Annotated in this window: 15 protein-coding genes; 3 read left to right on the top strand and 12 right to left on the bottom strand. The window is 46.8% G+C overall.

Annotated features, from left to right (window positions below; genetic code table 11):
- Positions 1-205: 205 nt before the first annotated feature.
- Positions 206-1780 carry an FMN-binding glutamate synthase family protein gene (locus tag AAHT65_RS10480; RefSeq protein WP_343311462.1) on the top strand — a complete coding sequence of 525 codons (1575 nt, stop codon included), beginning with the start codon at positions 206-208 and terminating at the stop codon, positions 1778-1780.
- 35 nt (positions 1781-1815) lie between these two features.
- On the opposite strand, the gene AAHT65_RS10475 is transcribed toward AAHT65_RS10480, so the two are convergent.
- From AAHT65_RS10475 to AAHT65_RS10465, 3 genes are read right to left on the bottom strand one after another with little or no spacing between them, the layout of a single operon-like run.
- Positions 1816-2130, bottom strand: a complete 315-nt coding sequence (locus AAHT65_RS10475; protein WP_003328456.1) for a YerC/YecD family TrpR-related protein — start codon at positions 2128-2130, stop codon at positions 1816-1818.
- A gap of 2 nt (positions 2131-2132) precedes the next feature.
- Positions 2133-3128: a DUF3048 domain-containing protein gene (locus AAHT65_RS10470; protein ID WP_088116650.1), complete on the bottom strand. Its 996-nt coding sequence runs from the start codon at positions 3126-3128 to the stop codon at positions 2133-2135.
- A gap of 26 nt (positions 3129-3154) precedes the next feature.
- Positions 3155-4897, bottom strand: a complete 1743-nt coding sequence (locus AAHT65_RS10465) for an adenine deaminase (protein ID WP_088116649.1) — start codon at positions 4895-4897, stop codon at positions 3155-3157.
- Between the two features lie 130 nt (positions 4898-5027).
- Here AAHT65_RS10465 and AAHT65_RS10460 point away from each other — a divergent pair, with 130 nt between their 5' ends.
- A complete protein-coding gene (locus AAHT65_RS10460; RefSeq protein ID WP_003328459.1) occupies positions 5028-5258 on the top strand; it encodes a YgaP family membrane protein in 231 nt (76 codons plus the stop codon).
- 19 nt (positions 5259-5277) lie between these two features.
- On the opposite strand, the gene AAHT65_RS10455 is transcribed toward AAHT65_RS10460, so the two are convergent.
- On the bottom strand, positions 5278-6528 hold the full coding sequence (locus AAHT65_RS10455; RefSeq protein WP_343311529.1) for an APC family permease: 1251 nt from the start codon (positions 6526-6528) through the stop codon (positions 5278-5280).
- A 144-nt stretch (positions 6529-6672) separates the two neighbouring features.
- Between AAHT65_RS10455 and AAHT65_RS10450 the strand changes: the two genes are divergently transcribed.
- Entirely contained in the window at positions 6673-7095 is a 423-nt protein-coding gene (locus tag AAHT65_RS10450) for an Lrp/AsnC family transcriptional regulator (protein ID WP_010787839.1), read from the top strand.
- A 40-nt stretch (positions 7096-7135) separates the two neighbouring features.
- Here AAHT65_RS10450 and purD read toward each other — a convergent pair whose 3' ends face one another.
- From purD to purS, 8 genes are all read right to left on the bottom strand, one after another.
- The gene (purD, locus tag AAHT65_RS10445) at positions 7136-8404 is read right to left on the bottom strand and encodes a phosphoribosylamine--glycine ligase (RefSeq protein ID WP_094231564.1); all 1269 of its coding nucleotides are present in this window, start codon (positions 8402-8404) and stop codon (positions 7136-7138) included.
- 15 nt (positions 8405-8419) lie between these two features.
- Positions 8420-9958, bottom strand: a complete 1539-nt coding sequence (purH, locus tag AAHT65_RS10440) for a bifunctional phosphoribosylaminoimidazolecarboxamide formyltransferase/IMP cyclohydrolase (RefSeq protein ID WP_088116646.1) — start codon at positions 9956-9958, stop codon at positions 8420-8422.
- On the bottom strand, positions 9955-10542 hold the full coding sequence (gene purN / locus AAHT65_RS10435; protein WP_088116645.1) for a phosphoribosylglycinamide formyltransferase: 588 nt from the start codon (positions 10540-10542) through the stop codon (positions 9955-9957). Before purN ends, purH begins: the two co-directional genes overlap by 4 nt.
- Positions 10539-11579, bottom strand: coding sequence for a phosphoribosylformylglycinamidine cyclo-ligase (gene purM / locus AAHT65_RS10430; protein WP_088116644.1), 1041 nt, complete (start codon positions 11577-11579; stop codon positions 10539-10541). Before purM ends, purN begins: the two co-directional genes overlap by 4 nt.
- Positions 11580-11684: 105 nt before the next feature.
- Positions 11685-13115, bottom strand: a complete 1431-nt coding sequence (purF, locus tag AAHT65_RS10425) for an amidophosphoribosyltransferase (RefSeq protein WP_003328468.1) — start codon at positions 13113-13115, stop codon at positions 11685-11687.
- A complete protein-coding gene (purL, locus tag AAHT65_RS10420; protein WP_063638970.1) occupies positions 13091-15319 on the bottom strand; it encodes a phosphoribosylformylglycinamidine synthase subunit PurL in 2229 nt (742 codons plus the stop codon). The genes purF and purL overlap by 25 nt, the downstream gene beginning before the upstream one ends.
- A complete protein-coding gene (purQ, locus tag AAHT65_RS10415; protein WP_199681656.1) occupies positions 15303-15986 on the bottom strand; it encodes a phosphoribosylformylglycinamidine synthase subunit PurQ in 684 nt (227 codons plus the stop codon). The genes purL and purQ overlap by 17 nt, the downstream gene beginning before the upstream one ends.
- A complete protein-coding gene (purS, locus tag AAHT65_RS10410) occupies positions 15983-16237 on the bottom strand; it encodes a phosphoribosylformylglycinamidine synthase subunit PurS (RefSeq protein WP_010787831.1) in 255 nt (84 codons plus the stop codon). The genes purQ and purS overlap by 4 nt, the downstream gene beginning before the upstream one ends.

Raw genomic sequence — 16237 nt, 5'->3', positions numbered from 1 at the left:
ATTCACATACTGCGGAAAAACGGAAAAAGCAGTCATTCTCGTTATTCACTGAAAAAGACTGTTTGATTCGCCTCCTTATATATTTATCCATTAAATCTGCACTCTTTTCCGTTACATTTCCTGTCATTTTCCCGCCTGTCAAAGTGTTATTGTTTGGAAATCGTCAAACAGTGGAAATGGTTACATAAAAAAGGAGTTTGAAAAGATGGAGAAAGTAATTATTGCCCTCATAGCATTATTAATCGGGATTCTTCTTATCCCAATAGCACTGTTGATCTGGATTTACATAAAGGATGAAAAACAGCAGGAACATTCCGTACTCCGCAACTACCCCGTAGCAGGGAAAATACGCTATATTTTTGAAAAAATCGGGCCGGAGCTGCGACAGTATTTATTCAGCAATGATAATGAGGAACAGCCTTTTTCAAGGAGAGAATATGAACAAACCGTCATGTCGGGTAAATATAAAAGCAGAATGATGGGATTCGGGTCTGAAAGAGATTTTGATAAACCAGGCTATTATATCCGCAACTCTCTTTTTCCAAAACAAAGAGAGGAGCTTCGCGTCAGCCAAACACCCAAAATCCAAACCCAAGTATACAAAGTTGACAAGGACAACCTGTTAAGACGCAGCGAACATACCGAGCGAATCGAAGCAGATCCGTATTTTCTGCACCCTGACGATGTGCAGGTCATCGGCGGAAATACATGTGAGAAGCCATTTTATGCGAAGGGTCTTGTCGGCCAGTCCGCTATGAGCTATGGGTCACTTGGAGACCGCGCGATCACGGCATTGTCAAAAGGACTGCATCAGGCAGGCGGCACTTGGATGAATACTGGAGAAGGCGGATTGTCTGAGTACCACCTAAAAGGAGGCGCCGATATTATTTGTCAGATCGGGCCGGGTCTTTTCGGGGTCCGCTCAAAAAACGGAGAATTTTCTTTTGAAGAGTTTAAAAAGAAAAGCCGGCTTGATCAAATTAAAGCGTTTGAACTGAAGCTCGCTCAAGGAGCCAAAACACGGGGCGGCCATATTGACGGTGTAAAGGTGACGGAAGAAGTTGCTGATATTCGTAATGTGGAGCCCGGAAAGTCAATTGACAGCCCAAATCGTTTTCATGAATTTTCGAACGTTCCTGAGATGCTTGATTTTATAGAAAAGCTTCGTGAAGTGGGCAAAAAACCGGTCGGCATGAAGATTGTCGTAGGGAATCCTGACGAAATCGAAGAGCTTGTCTCTTATATGAAAAAAAGCGGAAAGCATCCTGATTTTATCACGGTTGACGGGAGTGAAGGCGGCACCGGCGCTTCTTTTCACGAACTTGCTGACACAGTAGGGCTTCCAATCATGACAGCGCTCCCGATCGTTGATACGCTGCTCAGAAAATACGGCATGCGGGATAAGCTGAAAATTTTCGCTTCCGGAAAACTGCTGACACCTGATAAGGTTGCAATCGCTTTGGCACTCGGGGCTGATTTCGTAAACATTGCGCGCGGCATGATGTTTTCAGTCGGCTGCATCCGCGCATTAGTATGCCATACAAACACATGTCCCGTCGGTGTAGCGACAACTGATCCAAAACTGCAAAAAGCGCTCAGCATAGAGGAAAAACAGCATCGGGTCTGCAATTACGTGATTTCATTACGAGAAGGCCTGTTTAATCTGGCTGCCGCGGCTGGAATTGATTCTCCGATTCACTTTTCCAAACAGCATATTGCGTACCGAAAAACGGATGACAGCACGTCCGAAACAGCCAGCCTCAAGCACTCCATTTCATAAAAAAACCGCCTTGCTGTGTAAGCAAGGCGGTACTCTTATGTTGAAGAAGACTCACTTTCCATCTCCTTCGCGCGGTCAAGCGCCATTTCATAAGCATCATTTCCATAATTCAAGCATCGCTTCACACGGGAAATGGTGGCTGTGGAAGCCCCCGTTTCTGTTTCAATCTTATGGTACGTATTTCCGTCGCGAAGCATTCTTGCAACTTCAAGACGCTGCGCCAAAGATTGAATTTCATTAATTGTGCAAAGATCATCGAAGAAGCGATAGCATTCTTCAAGGTCTTTGAGCGATAATATGGAATTAAATAGCTGGTCTAGCTCTTTACCGCGTAATTTATCGATTTGCATCGTTACACACCTTCTCCTTTACTAATGGAAGCTGCATCGAGATCAGGCACGATATTGATCCATGTCTTTCCCGGCACAAACGGAAGCACCTTTCCGTCCTTTACAGGCAGAATACGGCCGCTTTCATTTTTCCAGTCTGTCTCAATGGCGTTCCCGTGCTGAATCAGGAGACCTTTCCCTCCTGATTCAATGTCGATGCCCCGCCTTCCGTCTTGATCAATAATGTGATGGCTGGCTTCAACAATGAAAATGTTTTGCATTGCAACCGGCTTTCCGGTCTCCCGGTCTGTCGTTGTTACACCATCAGAGCTTCTCGTATAAGCGTCAGCTTTTTTATCATAATCATATTCGACAAGATTTGTAACGTTCTTTGTTCCATAATCTACCCGAACATTGTAAGATTCATTAGAAGGTTTTGCTTCTGATGTTTGAAAAGGAAGGGCGTTTGTTTCACCGTTCAGCTCATATCCTTTTTGCTCCGCAGCCTTTTTTATGTACTTATAAGACGTATAGGAATTGTGAGGCGGTTTGCTAAAATCGGCTCTCCAAAACAAGCTTCCGTCAAAATCCAATCCGTTTATATTGTCGGCAGCTCCGGACTCCAGCTGCTCTTTTGCGCCGGGGCTCCAGCCATGGTGGACAAAAATACTGTCAAAGCCGTTACTGAGAGTGACGAAATATTCCCTCGCACTCCGCACAGGTCCGACAGTCTCCGGCATTTGGCTTTGAAAAACGGCCAAAAACCGCGTGATCTGCCCTTCAGCAAGCGCCTCTATGACAATATCAGCCTTATCCAGCCCTGATTGCGGCCTCGCCTTAGGATGGTTGTTCATGACAACAGCCACAGGCCGCCGTTCAGCCACTTTCTGCTCAGTCTTCAATCCCGTCAACGGAGCTGTTGGCTTCGTTGTTTTTCCTGGGAGAGAGTCCTTTTGCTGACAAGAAACAAGCAAGAAAAACGCGAAACATAGCATACAAACTGCCATCCATTTTTTCATGTGTTGGCTCCCTGCTCTTTTATATTTTAACGCATTATCGACGGAAAGAGTACAGTTTTTTTCATCACGTCGAAGATTCCCCTCGGCGTAATGCGTATATAAGGAAGATGAGTGCTCTGCAAAAAGAGCAGCGTATAGATAGGATCAGAAAATTGATAGCCTCTTTCAGCCAAAAGGGTTTTCAGCTTTAATTCCTTTTCGAGCACAGTCTCGTACTTTTCGGAAGAGGCGCATCCGCATAAATGCAACGGGATCTCGTGCAGAATTTCCCCGTTTTCCGCGAGGACAATCCCCCCTCCGATTTCTTTCATACGTGCAAAAGCAAGCAGCATATCAGCTTTATTTTTTCCAATCGCGATAATATCGCCGGTCGTCGTAAAGGAACTGACAAATCCCTGCACACTGGAGGCAAATCCTTTGACCATCGTGTTCACACGCCATTTCCCCTGCTTATCAAGCATTGTTAAGTAACATTCATCATGGTCAAAAGAAAGCTGGTCAACTGAATTGTCGATCGCAATCATATACGGCTCCATTATAACAGCATTTCGCATCTTCACACCCATCGGCATCGAAAACTGTAAATCATCCATCGTCATATCATATGACAGCTCTAACGGGACAAGACCGCCTTTGTTCCAATCCATTTCTGTAAACGCATTCATATTTCGGCCGTCTTCACGCAGGATCACGCCTTTTGAAAGGACGGTAACCGGATCAGGATTTGCAGGGTCATCAAGAATATTTAACGAGGCTAATCTCCCCGGCCCGACTACACCTAGGTAATCATCAATCTGGTAATACTTCGCTATATTAAAGGATGCCATATTATAGGCGTCAATTGCCGGCACACCTTCGTCCAGCGCAATCCGGATCATTTCATTTATCATGCCGCCCTTATAAAAATTAGGCGTCGCTCCGTCAGTCGTATAAAAAAAGTGATCGTACTGGCGGAAATTTCTTTCATGAAGATCTTGTAATATGTTTTTTAAATCAGGGCGGATCGAAGAGTTTCTGAGCGAGACATAATATCCAAGCTCTAATCTTCTCAGCACTTCATCCCCTGTCATCGCTTCGTGATCAGAATCGGCTCCGAACAGCTTCATTTTTGTAAGCGTTTTTTCTGAAGCCCCGGGAAAGTGCCCTTCAATACGCTTTCGATGCTTTTTAGTGGTTTGCATGCAGTGCAAAATTAAATCATCGCCGTCCATCAAACGAGGCCAGCCTGTCATTTCGCCGCCTTGAAGAACATCCGGATGTTCCATCCACTGCTTTCGTACATCAAACGGCAAGATATGATCCTCATGGAGCACCTCTGTCTGAAGGTCATACCGAGACCACCAAAAATATTGAACAGGCTGCTTTTTCAGTTCGTTCAAAACAGTAAGCGCTTTCTTTTTTCCGCTTTGTAAAAGCAAAAATAAATTATCATTCACAAATGTTGTTGTTCCAAATTGAGACACATATTCCGCCAGCGTATGGGGATTATATATTTGAAAAGGATGAGCGTGCGGTTCGATATAACCAGGCACAATGTACTTTCCTTCACAATCAATCGTATGAATGTGACCTGTTTTATTTGGGAGGTCATCCCCGACATAGACAATACGGTCTTGGTAAATCCAAATATTTTTTTTCAGCCATTGTTTTAAAAATGGATTTAAGACGAGAGCATTCCGTAAAAGGAGTGTCGGAAGAAGCTTTGAGTCTACAACATCGACCTGTGACCTGATGTCTTTATTTTTCCAGTTAAAGGTACGTTCGGACATTCACATACTCTCCTTTACATGTATTAGATTTATCGTATCACATCCTTACATATCACGCACGGCTTAAACGTTACAAATTTTTGAAGATTAGATTAAAAAACTTTTTTAAGTGAAAAGGAGCTTGAAATCAATGAAACAAAACATCAGTTTACTTAATGCCGTTTTCCGAATCGCCTGCGGGTTAACCCTTATGTCCGCCGCAGCAGCAAAGTACACCAGAAAGCCTTGGTGCAAAATGACTCTCTTCTGTATCTTTATGGGCGGCATGAAAGCAGCCTCCGGAATTTTACGTTTTTGCCCTGTTACTTATATGTGCCAAAACGCCGCAAACACAAATCATAATGAGCAACAAGAAAAATAACAAGCCGACATTTGGCTTGTTATTTATTTTCTCGCCCATATTTCTTATACATCATCCCCGCTACCCCGAGCACAACCGGATAAAAGAAGGCCCAGCCGCAAAAACAGTAAATCCCCAAACATAAAACAAATGCAGTTAAAGCCAGCCACCAGCCGATATCCCTCCAGTGCAAGATCTTCAGCGCCGCCGCCAATGTAAACAAATAGGATGCGATAAACGCGGCACTTGGCCCTTTCAGCAAAAACGCCGGATCAATCTGAAGCGCTCCGTTCACCGCGAGAACCAAGCCAAACACGATTCCGAGCCCTATCAGCACCCGCACCGGCGTATGGCTTTTTGAGCTGACCTTTTCAAAATAATGCGGAAAATGTCCCTCTCTCGCCAATGCGTAAACCATTCTTGAAAATCCGGCAATGTTCGCGTGAATCGTACTGAAGGTGATAAAAAGTGCCAGCCATGCGGTCACATAGACACCGCTTTTGCCAATTCCCTTTGACATTAACATATTGAGTGAGGCAATGTTTCCGTTTCCGCCATAAGCATGCGTTCCGATGGTCACGAAAGAAATCATAATATACAATAGCGCTACACAGACGGCGGCTAAAAACAAGCTGACCGGAATGTCTCTTTCCGGACGCTTAAATTCTTCTGCCAGCGGCGTGATCATCTCCCAGCCGACAAATGAAAAAAAGATCACAACAGATGCCGAACCGGCAGCAAACCAGCCATGAGGAAGAAACGGCTGAAACGCAGTTGCTTTCACATGAGGAAGCGAGACCGCTGCGGCTAAAATCAGTAAAAGCACTATCATAAAGATGACCAGGGTGCTGATTTTCGCGGACAGCCGCAATCCCTTTATATTGAGAATAATAGATAATCCCAGCATACCGGCTGCTATAAGAGTTATCTGGCCATTCCCCGCTCCCGTGACAGAGCCGACATAATGCGCGCCGGCCAGCGCTATGATCGGCACTCCGATCGGTACTGAACCCATCATGATCCACCCTAAGACAGCAGCGGCTTTACTGTAAAAAGCAAGCTGAACATATGCAGTAATCCCTCCCGCGCTCGGCGCTATTTTCACAAGCCGTGCCAGCGTGCCGACAAGCGGAAAGGACAATAAAGACATCAGCACCCATGCCAATAAAGAAGCCGGTCCCGCCGTATTAGCCGTGACGGAAGGGAGAATCAATATTCCGCATCCTAACACTGCCCCTATCGTCAGCGCAGTCCCCTGCACCCAAGTAAGCGAACGCCGTAAAGTTTCCATCATTATTTCTCCTTTTTTGCTCTGGCTTTATTATAGAAAAAGAAAACAGACAGCCATATGCTACAATTAAGAAAAATGAACCCAATGGATTTAATAATGAAGGAATCTATATGTTTCTGCTTAAAATAAAAAGGAGCCAACAAAATGGATCACACAGACTTACAAATCCTTTCGCATTTACAGAAAAACGCAAGACTTACCATGGTTGAGTTGGGGAAACTCGTCGGACTCAGCTCTCCCAGCGCAGCTGAACGGGTCAAAAAGCTTGAAGAAAAAGGAATCATCACAGGTTACAGCGCCAATATCTGTTTTGAAAAGCTAAACAAACAGGTTACAGCCTTTATCCTCATGGAACCGAAAAGCTGCAAACATTACGCCGCCTTCGCCCAAAGCCACCCTGACGTAGCAGAAAATCATCGCATTACAGGCATGTACAGCTATGTAACAAAGGTCGTCACCGAATCGGTGCATACCCTTGAGGATTTTATCGATGCCTGCATGGACCACGGAAAACCAACGACATTAGTGGTTCTTTCCTCTTCAGCCTTTCAGCATGCCTTTGTCTGACATCAAAAAACCCGCAGCACAAACTGCGGGTTTTTTCATCTTATTTCTGAGAAACTCTCAGTGCGCGGGCTCCGATGTCTTTTCTAAAAAACAATCCGGGCTTGATGATTTCGTCAACGGCTTGATACACTCTGTCTCTCGCTGCTTCAAAGGTATCATCAAATGCCGTCACATTTGCGACACGGCCGCCGTTTGTGACAAATGTTTCGCCGTCTGCTTTTGTTCCGGCGTGGAAGACAACTACTTGATCCTTGCTTGATGTGAGGGTTCCGATCGGCGTGCCTTTGGCATAGCTTTCCGGGTAGCCATCAGATGCGAGCACAACACTCACAGCAGATGTATCCTTCCATTTCAATTCAACCTGCTTCTCATCCAGCAGATCAAGAAGAACTTGCACAAGGTCGGATTCCATTCGCGGCAGGACAACCTGTGTTTCCGGATCGCCAAAACGGGCGTTAAATTCAATCACCTTCGAACCGTCTTGTGTCAGCATAAGGCCCGCATATAAGACACCCGTAAAGGAACGTCCTTCTTGGACCATTGCTTTTGCTGCCGGTTTGACAATCGTCTCTACAGCGTGCTGAACGATTTCTTCTGAAATTTGCGGAACCGGAGAATAAGCACCCATTCCGCCTGTGTTCGGCCCTTTATCTCCGTCAAAAGCACGCTTATGATCCTGGGCGATCACCATCGGATAGACGGTTTCTCCCTTCACAAACGCCATAAGAGAAAATTCTTCTCCGGAGAGAAATTCTTCGATGACAACAGACGCGCTGGCATCTCCGAACTTTTCATCTTCCAGAAAATCATGAAGGCACGCGATCGCTTCTTCTTCCGACATCGCTACAGTAACGCCTTTGCCAGCCGCAAGTCCGTCCGCTTTAATGACAATCGGAGCGCCTTTTTCCTGTACATAGGCTTTAGCCTCGTCAAACGAAGTAAATGTTTCGTATTCAGCGGTCGGGATTTGATATTTTCTCATCAAATCCTTTGCAAATTGCTTACTGCCTTCTATAATTGCTGCCGCTTTTGACGGACCGAAAACACGCAGGCCCGCTTTTTCAAATTCATCAACAAGACCTTCGATTAAAGGAACCTCTGGCCCGACGATTGTTAAACCGACGTTGTTTTCTTTTGCAAACGCAACAAGTCCGGTGTGGTCATTTTCCTCGATGCTGACAAGTGTAGCTGAAGATGTCATGCCGTCATTTCCCGGCGCTGCAAATACAGTATCAATAAGGCTGCTTTCTGCCGCTTTCCATGCCAGCGTGTGCTCTCTTCCGCCTTTACCGATGATTAATACATTCACGTCGTTTTCATCCCCTTAATGTTTGAAATGTCTGATTCCGGTGAACACCATGGCAATGCCGTACTCATCCGCTTTTTTGATAGAATCTTCATCACGGACAGAACCGCCAGGCTGAATGATAGCTGTGACACCAGCTTTTGCCGCTTCTTCAACAGTATCAGGCATCGGGAAGAAAGCGTCAGATCCAAGCGCGCTGCCTTTCGCTTTTTCTCCAGCCTGTTCAATCGCGATTTTCGCCGAGCCGACGCGGTTCATTTGTCCTGCGCCTACCCCGACTGTCATGTTGTCTTTTGCAAGTACGATCGCGTTTGATTTCACATGCTTCACGACTTTCCAAGCAAGCTTAAGGTCTTCCCATTCTTGTTCGTTCGGTTCCCTTTTTGTCGGGATGCTGATTTTTGCGTCATCAAAGCCGTGCATGTCTAAATCTTGAATCAATAGTCCGCCTTGAACGGAAGTAAGCTGTTTCTCTTTTTTAATAGAAGCTGACACATCTAATGTTAAGAGGCGCAGGTTTTTCTTGGACGTTAACACCTCAAGTGCTTCTTCACTGAATGAAGGCGCAATAATGATTTCTAAAAAGATCTTATGCAGCACTTCCGCCGTTGCCTTGTCCACTTCACGGTTAAGCGCGATAATGCCGCCGAAAATAGACGTTTCATCTGCCGCAAACGCTCTGTTAAACGCTTCTGCAATCGTTTTGCCTGTTCCGACGCCGCATGGGTTCATATGCTTGACCGCAACTGCCGCCGGCTCTGTAAACTCACGTATAATTTGGACCGCCGCATCGGCGTCTTTAATGTTGTTATAAGAAAGCTCTTTGCCGTGCAGCTGTTCAGCTGATGCGATTGAACCGCTTGCCGGCAGTGCGCTTTGATAAAACGTCGCTTCTTGATGCGGATTTTCTCCGTAGCGAAGAGATTGTTTTTTCTCAAAAGTCACTGTGTATTGCTCTGGATCTTTTTCGCCGACAAAGTTTGTTAAGTATTCGGCGATAAGCGCATCATATGCAGCCGTGTGGCGGAAAACCTTCGCCGCCAGTTCGCGTTTTTTCTGAAGAGAAACGCCGCCTTCTTCTTTAATTTGATTCAGGACCGGATTGTAATCAGCAGGGTCGACGATGACCGTAACATCCTGATGGTTTTTGGATGCGGCGCGCAGCATGCCGGGTCCTCCGATATCAATGTTTTCAATCGCATCTTCATAAGCGACATCCTCTTTAGAAACCGTTTCTTTAAAAGGATAGAGGTTGACTACAACTAAGTCGATCGGAGAAATGCCGTGCTCATTGATTTGGGACATGTGCTCTTCATTGTCACGCACAGCAAGAAGTCCTCCGTGAATATTCGGATGAAGCGTTTTTAAGCGTCCGTCCATTATTTCTGGAAAGCCTGTTACTTCAGAAATTCCGATGACGTTCACGCCGTTTTCCTGAAGAAGTTTTTTCGTGCCGCCGGTTGAAATGACTTCAACGCCAAGCTCTGTTAGTTCTTTCACAAAAGGGACAAGATTCGTTTTATCTGAAACACTGATTAGTGCGCGTTTAATTGTCATTGCTTTTCACCTCTGCTGTTTAGTCCTAATAGCTCTTTGATTACGCTAGGATAATGCTTATGCTCAAGTTCGTGTATGTGTTGTTCAATTGTTCCCAATGTGTCGCCTTCCCCGATTTCGACCGCCTTCTGGGCGATGATCGGCCCTGTATCCATACCTTCATCGACATAGTGAACCGTAATGCCGGCCACCTTCACGCCTGCCCGGTACGCCTGGCCGACAGCGTCAATTCCAGGAAACGCAGGCAGAAGAGACGGATGGATGTTTACGATTTTCCCGCCGTATGCCTTGAGCAGAGTGTCACCGATCAATCTCATATATCCGGCAAGCACAATTAGTTCAACCTCATGGAGGCGGAGCTGTTCTATGATCGCGCGCTCAAACGCGGGCTTGTTCTCATATGATTTCGGCTGGAATGCAAACGACGGGATGCTGAATGCCTCCGCACGTTCAAGCACCTTTGCCTCAAGGTTGTCACACACTAACAGTGAAACCTCCGCATTCCAATTCTCTTCTTTTAACCGAGTGACGATCGCTTCAAAGTTCGAGCCGTTTCCGGATGCAAATACCGCAAACTTTTTCATGAAAGAGACGCACCGCCGAAAGTGACGCCTTCCCCCTGTTTGACACGGCCGATTAAGTAAGCTTTTTCGCCATGGCCTTCAAGTGTTTGAATCACATCCGTCAGATGCTCTTCTTTTACGGCAAGGACAAAGCCGATGCCCATATTAAAGACGTTGAACATGTCTTCCTCTTTCAGCTTGCCGCGCTCCTGTAAAAATGTGAAGATCGTCGGAATCGGCCAAGAGCCGTGGTCAATTTCCGCGCTTAAGCCTTCAGGCAGCATACGGGGCAGGTTTTCGATAAAGCCTCCGCCAGTCACATGCGCCATGCCGTCGATCTTGCCGCTTTTGACGGCTTCAAGCACAGGCTTGACATAAATTCTCGTCGGCTCTAACAGCTCTTCGCCAAGAGGGCGCTCGAAAGCTTCATATGTTTCATCCAAGTTAAGCCCTGCGTCTTCAAGAAGAACCTTTCGCACAAGCGAAAACCCATTGCTGTGCAAGCCGCTTGAGCTGAGGCCGATCAGAAGATGCCCTTCTTTGATGTTTTCGCCCGTAACGATTTCATCCTTTTCGACAACACCGACTGAGAAACCGGCGATGTCGTATTCTTCAGGTGTGTACAAACCAGGCATTTCGGCCGTTTCTCCGCCGACAAGCGCAGAACCCGACTGTTCACAGCCATCGGCAACGCCTTTTACGATTTGTTCAATTTTTACGGGATCTGCTTTCCCGACAGCAAGATAATCGAGGAAAAACAGCGGCTCCGCTCCTTGCGCAAGCACATCGTTTACACACATTGCCACAGCGTCTACGCCGATCGTATCATGCTTGTCCATTGAAAAAGCGAGTTTCAGCTTTGTCCCCACTCCGTCTGTTCCTGAAATAAGAACCGGCTTTTTATAAGGCAGCTCTGATAAATCAAACATGCCGCCGAATCCGCCAAGACTGCCCATGACGCCAAGTCTTTTTGTGCGTTCCACATGTTTTTTCATCCGTTTTACAGCTTCGTACCCGGCTTCGATGTCAACTCCTGCGTTTTTGTATGCTTCTGACATCACAATCACTCCTTTTTGCGCGCTTCGTAATTCCCGCTTACCGTTCTTTGTTGCAGAAAGATAAAGGCAGCCGAACCTCCGCTGCCTTTATCCCATTTTCAACATTTATTTTGTCAATACCGCTTCTTTTACGTGCGGGAGAACGGTATCCTGATAAATTTCTGTCGGATATTTCCCTGTAAAGCAAGCGAGGCACTGGCCGCATTGCTCGCCTTCATACTGTCTGCCGACACCTTTTAGTAATCCGTCTATGCTCAAGAATGACAGCGTATCCGCTCCGATTTCTTGGCGAATTTCCTCCACCGAGTGGGAGGAGGCGATCAGTTCTTCATGAGTGGACGTGTCGATTCCGTAGAAGCACGGATGAGCGATCGGCGGCGAGCTGATTTTCACATGCACCTCTGTTGCGCCCGCTTCTCTCAGCATCGTTACAATCCGGCGGCTTGTCGTTCCGCGCACGATCGAATCATCAACCATGACAACACGTTTGCCTTCTACTACTCCGCGCACTGCGGAAAGCTTCATTCTGACGCCCTGCTCGCGAAGAGCCTGTGACGGCTGGATAAACGTTCGGCCGACATAACGGTTTTTGATCAGACCAAGCTCGTACGGGATGCCGGTTGCTTCTGCATATCCGATGGCTGCGGAGATACTTGAATCCGGCACTCCCGTTACGACATCAGCCTCTACCGCTGATTCCTGAGCGAGCATTTTTCCAAGGTTTTTACGGGCGCTGTGCACGTTGATACCGTCAATGTTGCTGTCAGGTCTTGAGAAATAAATGTACTCCATGCTGCAGATTGAACGGTTGATGTTCATGGAGAAACGCTCTGTTTTCATGCCTTCGTCATTGATGATCAGCATTTCCCCCGGTTCAACGTCACGCAGATAAGTCGCGCCGACCACATCAAACGCACACGTTTCTGAGGCTACGACATACGCGTCTCCGAGCATCGCAATGGATAGCGGTCTGAGTCCGTTTGGATCAAGTGCCACAATCATTTCTGTTTCAGTCATAATGAGAAACGCATACGCGCCTTTCAGCATAGACAAAGCATTTTTAATTTGATCCTTCAATGCGAAATGGCCGCTTCTTTTAATGAGATGAGCCAACACCTCTGTATCGGAAGAAGTTTGAAAAATACTCCCTTGATTTTCAAGCTGCTGCTTCAGCTGAGTCGCGTTCACCAGGTTTCCATTATGTGCAAGCGCGAGACTGCCGTTATTTTGAGAATTGAAGAGGAGCGGCTGAACATTTTCATATCCGCCGCCGCCCGCCGTCGCATAGCGAACGTGGCCGATGGCGCCTCTTCCCTTCACTTTGCTGAGTTCACCATTTTGAAAGACTTCCGTAATCAGCCCTTGGCCTTTGTGCGCCGACAGCTTTTCTCCATCAGTCGCCACAATCCCCGCGCCCTCTTGTCCTCTGTGCTGGAGGCTGTGAAGCCCGTAATACGTGATTTGCGGGGCTTCTTCATGTCCCCAAATCCCAAAAACGCCGCACTCTTCGTTTAAGCCTTTGATTTCAGCAAGCATGGGATAGCTCCTTTCCATGCGCGTTCCAGCTCTTCAGTCTGCGCATGAATCCATAGATTTCCTTCTTGACTTTGGACTGTGAGAATTGCGTCTGATGTTACTTCACCGACATGAATCGCGTCTTTGACAAGCTTTTCAAATGATTGCTGATGTTCTTTTTTCACAGAGATCACGAATCTTGATTGTGATTCACTGAATAACAAAGCAGCTTCGCCCTCTAATGTGACGTTTGCGCCAAGTCCTTCTGTTGACATCACACTTTCAGCAAGCGCAACACCCAGTCCGCCTTCTGACACGTCATGAGCTGACTGAACCAAACCAGAACGGATTGCTTCGAGAAGGGCTTTTTGACGAGCCTGCTCAAGGCTGAGATCAAGCTCCGGCGCTTTGCCGAAGATTTTTCCTTCTGTCAGCTTTTGAAGCTCGCTTCCTGCAAACTCCGGCTTTGTTTCGCCGATCACATAAACCAAATCGCCGGATTCTTTAAAGCTTTGTGTTGTGATATGTGCTGTATCTTCAATTAAACCGACCATGCCGATAACAGGCGTCGGATAGATGGCTGTTCCGTTTGATTCGTTATAAAGAGAAACGTTTCCGCCGATAACCGGTGTGCTGAGCACGTTGCACGCTTCACTGATTCCGTCGGCCGCTTTTTCAATCTGCCAGAAAATCTCCGGTTTTTCCGGGTTTCCGAAATTGAGGTTATCCGTAACTGCAAGCGGTTCTGCACCAGAGCAAACGATGTTGCGCGCCGCCTCTGCCACAGCGATTTTTCCGCCGACTTCCGGATCCAGGTATAAATAACGGGCATTACAGTCGGTTGTCATAGCAAGGGCTTTTTTCGTTCCGCGGATTCTGAGCACTCCCGCATCAGAGCCAGGCGCGACTACAGTATTTGTCCGAACCATGTAATCATACTGATCATACACCCACTCTTTGCTTGCGATGGTCGGCTGCTGCAAGAGGGCAAGAAGTGTGTCTTTCGCATCTTCCACTTTAGGTGCAGGGACAGTTGTTTCTAAAAATTCACGGTAGTAAGCAGGCTCTTTTGAAGGCTTGTGGTAAACAGGCGCTTCTTCCGCCAATGCATCGACCGGAAGCTCACAAACCGTCTCTCCGTTATGGAGAAGGCGAAGCATTTTATCATCCGTTACGTGGCCGACAGAAACGGCTTCAAGGTCGTATTTTTCAAAAATATCAACGATTTCTTGTTCACGTCCGCGCTCGATAACTAATAACATCCGCTCCTGTGATTCAGAAAGCATCATTTCGTACGCCGTCATGCCCGTTTCACGCTGCGGAATCAAATCCAGATTCATTTCTATTCCTGAACCCGCCTTACTTGCCATTTCAGCGCTTGAGCTTGTCAGTCCCGCCGCTCCCATATCTTGAATGCCGACAAGGGCGTCAGATTTGATGACTTCTAAACATGCTTCAAGCAGAAGTTTTTCCATGAAAGGATCTCCGACTTGGACGGCAGAACGTTTTTCCTCAGAAGAATCAGACATTTCCTCAGAAGCGAAAGTTGCCCCGTGGATTCCGTCGCGGCCCGTTTTCGCGCCGACATACATCACGGTGTTGCCGACCCCTTTAGCCTGGCCTTTTTTAATGTCTTCGTGGTTGATCAATCCGACGCACATGGCATTAACAAGCGGGTTGCCTTCATAGCAGCTGTCGAATTGCACTTCTCCGCCGACTGTCGGAATTCCGATGCAGTTACCGTATCCGGCAATTCCTGCGACTACTTCTTCAAACAAGTACTTCACGCGCGGTGAAGTCAGTTCGCCAAATCGAAGAGAGTTTAAGACTGCGATTGGACGCGCGCCCATGGAGAATACATCACGAATGATTCCGCCTACGCCTGTGGCAGCTCCTTGGTAAGGCTCGATCGCTGACGGGTGGTTATGAGATTCAATTTTGAACACAACCGCCTGATTGTCACCGATGTCAACGATTCCGGCGCCTTCTCCAGGCCCTTGCAGCACGCGCTCGCCGCTTGTAGGGAATTTCCGCAAGATCGGCTTTGAGTTTTTGTAGCTGCAATGCTCAGACCACATTACCGAGAAAATGCCGATCTCCGTATAGTTCGGAAGTCTTCCTATAATGGATTCTATCAATGCAAACTCATCATCACTGACTCCCATTTGCTGATAGATTTTCTCTTCTTTAATTTGTTCTTTACTTGGTTCAAGCAGTAGTGACATGAGTTTCCCTCCAATTTTTCACGATAGATTGAAACAATTTAAGTCCGTCGGCGCTTCCGAGCAGAGAATCGACCGCGCGCTCAGGGTGAGGCATCATGCCCAGTACATTTCCTTTTTCATTGACGACACCCGCGATGTCGTTCACACTTCCGTTAATATTGGAACCGTATGTGAAAGCAATTTGATTATTTTTTTGTAAAGCCGCAAGCGTTTCTTCATCGCAGTAGAAATTCCCTTCGCCATGGGCAACCGGAATTGTAATGGATTCTTCTTTTTCATAAGAAGATGTAAACACTGTTTCATCGTTTTGCACAATCAGGTCAACCGGACGGCAGATGAATTTCAAATCTTTATTTCGTCTCATCGCACCCGGCAGAAGGCCAAGCTCCTGCAGAATCTGGAATCCGTTACAAACGCCGAGAACAGGCTTTCCTTCTTCAGCCGCTTTTTTCACTGCCGGCATAATGTTGGAGAATCTGGCGATGGCGCCGCATCTTAAATAGTCTCCATAAGAGAATCCGCCCGGAATTAATACGCCGTCAAAACCGTCAAGGCTTGTTTCGTCATGCCAGACGTATTCCACGTCTTCACCGAGTTCATCCGTTACGGCGTGAAACATATCAATATCACAGTTGGAGCCTGGTAAAACAATCACCGCAAATTTCACTGTGCGACAACCTCCTCAACTTCGTATCTATAGTCTTCAATGACTGTATTCGCAAGAAGTTTTTCACACATTTCTTTCACAAGCACATCGAGATCACGGTCAGACTTTTCAATCGTAAGCTCCATATATTTTCCGATGCGAACGTCGGCGACTTCTTGGTAAGACATACTGTGTAAGGCATGCTGAACCGCGCTCCCCTGCGGATCTAATACACTCTCTTTTAAGCTGACATAAACTTTTACTTTGTACAT

It is taken from the genome of Bacillus atrophaeus (assembly GCF_039519175.1).
GTDB classification, from domain to species: Bacteria; Bacillota; Bacilli; order Bacillales; family Bacillaceae; genus Bacillus; species Bacillus atrophaeus.
Note: the sequence above shows the minus strand (reverse complement) of the source record. Positions and strands in the feature narration are given on the sequence as shown.

Excerpts from the sequence above, each read along its gene's own strand:
- AAHT65_RS10480 (WP_343311462.1), top strand. The coding sequence starts at position 206 with ATGGAGAAAGTAATTATTGCCCTCATAGCATTATTAATCGGGATTCTT.
- AAHT65_RS10475 (WP_003328456.1), bottom strand. The coding sequence starts at position 2,130 with ATGCAAATCGATAAATTACGCGGTAAAGAGCTAGACCAGCTATTTAAT.
- AAHT65_RS10470 (WP_088116650.1), bottom strand. The coding sequence starts at position 3,128 with ATGAAAAAATGGATGGCAGTTTGTATGCTATGTTTCGCGTTTTTCTTG.
- AAHT65_RS10465 (WP_088116649.1), bottom strand. The coding sequence starts at position 4,897 with ATGTCCGAACGTACCTTTAACTGGAAAAATAAAGACATCAGGTCACAG.
- AAHT65_RS10460 (WP_003328459.1), top strand. The coding sequence starts at position 5,028 with ATGAAACAAAACATCAGTTTACTTAATGCCGTTTTCCGAATCGCCTGC.
- AAHT65_RS10455 (WP_343311529.1), bottom strand. The coding sequence starts at position 6,528 with ATGGAAACTTTACGGCGTTCGCTTACTTGGGTGCAGGGGACTGCGCTG.
- AAHT65_RS10450 (WP_010787839.1), top strand. The coding sequence starts at position 6,673 with ATGGATCACACAGACTTACAAATCCTTTCGCATTTACAGAAAAACGCA.
- purH (WP_088116646.1), bottom strand. The coding sequence starts at position 9,958 with ATGACAATTAAACGCGCACTAATCAGTGTTTCAGATAAAACGAATCTT.
- purN (WP_088116645.1), bottom strand. The coding sequence starts at position 10,542 with ATGAAAAAGTTTGCGGTATTTGCATCCGGAAACGGCTCGAACTTTGAA.
- purM (WP_088116644.1), bottom strand. The coding sequence starts at position 11,579 with ATGTCAGAAGCATACAAAAACGCAGGAGTTGACATCGAAGCCGGGTAC.
- purF (WP_003328468.1), bottom strand. The coding sequence starts at position 13,115 with ATGCTTGCTGAAATCAAAGGCTTAAACGAAGAGTGCGGCGTTTTTGGG.
- purL (WP_063638970.1), bottom strand. The coding sequence starts at position 15,319 with ATGTCACTACTGCTTGAACCAAGTAAAGAACAAATTAAAGAAGAGAAA.
- purS (WP_010787831.1), bottom strand. The coding sequence starts at position 16,237 with ATGTACAAAGTAAAAGTTTATGTCAGCTTAAAAGAGAGTGTATTAGAT.